The following is a 2,101-nucleotide window of genomic DNA, read 5'->3' on the forward strand; positions in this document are numbered from 1 at the left end:
AAACGTCGAACTGTTCAACGTCCTGATTCCTTGGGGTGAATTCCTTGTCGGCCTTGGCTTGATTCTCGGATGCCTCACTTCTGCGGCAATGTTCTTCGGCCTTGTAATGAACTTCAGCTTTATGCTTGCAGGCACAGTAAGCCACAACCCAACTGACGTCCTGATGGGCTTCATCATCCTTGTCGCTGGCGCCAACGCAGGAAAATACGGCCTTGACCGCTATGTGCTTCCTTTCATCAACAAGACTGTTTTCAAAAAAGAAGCCGGGCTTCAAGAGTAGGCTGATACTAAAATAATGAAGAAAAGGCTCTTCCATCCGGAAGGCCTTTTTTATTTACTCTGCGGGCTCCGCCAGTCTAAACCACCACGGACTCATGCTTTTTCTTAGTTTCCGCTCGAGTCCGGCGGCTTCCGATCTACTTTTCCATCCAGCAAATCCTTTAACGTCGTGCTGTCGAGCAATTCTGCAACCGTATCTCTGACGAGCGCCCACAAAGGTTTCAGCAGGCAGCCTTCTTCCAGCGGGCAGCTTTCGTACGATGTGATGCTGACACACCCCATTGGCGCCAGCGGCCCTTCCAGGTTGCGGATGACGTGGCCAATCACAATTTCACTCGGCTTTTTGCTCAGTTTGTATCCTCCATTAACCCCTCTTTTACTTTGGACGTACCCATTTCGTTTCAGCTGCAAAAGGAGTTGCTCCAAATAATTGATTGGTACAAGTGTCTTATCGGAAATTTCCCCGATCGGAACGAGTTTATGATCATTTCCCCCTAAACAGATGAGTGCCCGCAGCGCATATTCCCCTCTGCTTGACAGCTTCATTGCGGCACGCTCCTTCTGGGCATTCGGACTATTTTTCCCAATTGGTTAGAACCATCAATTTTGTCCGTACATACAGTAGGTTACAAACCTGATTAGATTAGTCGACAATTAGAGAATGCCCTTTTTCATAAGTCTATTCAGGACATTTTTAAAAAGGAGAGATTTTTTTGAGGAGGCTAATTGTTCTGGCTCTGATTGGATTGGCCGCCCAACTTGTGGACGGTTCACTTGGCATGGCTTATGGAGTAACTTCGACCTCATTGCTCCTGATGTTCGGGATTGCCCCTGCTGTCGCGTCAGCATCCGTTCATATGGCGGAAGTCGTTACAACCGCTGCTTCGGGCGTTTCGCATATACGCTTTGGCAATGTTGATAAGCAGGTTGTTTACCGGCTGATCATCCCGGGTTCCATTGGCGCATTCATTGGCGCCTGCTTTCTGGGAAGCATACCCGGCCATCTCATTAAGCCGTATATCTCTGTTTTTTTACTTATGCTTGGCGTGTTTGTCCTTTACCGTTTCCTGTTTAAATTCAATCCCTCGAAAAAACCTGCCAAAGGCAAGTTCGGGAAGAAATTCTTCATTCCGCTTGGTTTCATCGCGGGCTTTTTTGACGCGACAGGCGGTGGGGGCTGGGGCCCGATTGCCACGCCAGTCCTGCTTACAAGCAATCGGATGGAGCCGAGGAAAGTTATCGGGTCGGTCGATACAAGCGAATTCGCCATTGCGGTATCCTCTACACTTGGATTTCTTTTGACATTGGGATGGTCAACGATCAATGTCCAGTGGGTGCTTGCCTTGATGATTGGCGGAATCATCGCAGCTCCTATTGCCGCCTGGCTTGTTAAAATCATTCCCACCAATCTGCTCGGGACTCTCGTTGGCGGCATCATTATCCTCACGAACATACGGACATTGTTCGGTGCTTTGGATGTTTCGCAGTCAATTGCACAGTATACGTATTTTGGGCTCATCATCCTCTGGGCCGCCTCGGTCATTGCTGTGATTTATAAAATAAGGAAGGTTGCTGTTGAGGTTTAGGGATTAAAAGTAGATGCCCCATCAAATTTGATTGAAAGTAAAAAGCTGCATAAGGCGGGCGTAAATTGCTGCCTGCATTCGGTTAAAAAGGCTCCTTTCCCGCTTCCTAACCATCAATCGTGACCATTGTCACACCTTCGTCAAGAACCTTTGTCTAATTGTTGAATAAACTGGAAAACCCCTACCGATAGGTTAAAAATCCGATTATGATAACAGTGTAAACAACATAATTAAAT

The 2,101-nt window shown here is 47.5% G+C and carries 2 protein-coding genes and 1 pseudogene; 2 read left to right on the forward strand and 1 reads right to left on the reverse strand.

Features of this window, described 5'->3' with window-relative positions; genetic code table 11:
- Positions 1-280, forward strand: a pseudogene (locus tag RB160_RS23870) (Crp/Fnr family transcriptional regulator); the annotation flags it as partial.
- A gap of 104 nt (positions 281-384) precedes the next feature.
- Here RB160_RS23870 and RB160_RS23875 read toward each other — a convergent pair.
- Positions 385-825, reverse strand: a complete 441-nt coding sequence (locus tag RB160_RS23875) for an RrF2 family transcriptional regulator (RefSeq protein ID WP_316572951.1) — start codon at positions 823-825, stop codon at positions 385-387.
- Between the two features lie 167 nt (positions 826-992).
- Between RB160_RS23875 and RB160_RS23880 the strand changes: the two genes are divergently transcribed.
- Entirely contained in the window at positions 993-1,865 is an 873-nt protein-coding gene (locus RB160_RS23880) for a sulfite exporter TauE/SafE family protein (RefSeq protein WP_316572952.1), read from the forward strand.
- Positions 1,866-2,101 lie beyond the last annotated feature (236 nt).

Origin of the sequence: Neobacillus sp. YIM B06451, from assembly GCF_032667185.1 — a bacterium.
Lineage (GTDB): Bacteria > Bacillota > Bacilli > Bacillales > Cytobacillaceae > Bacillus_D.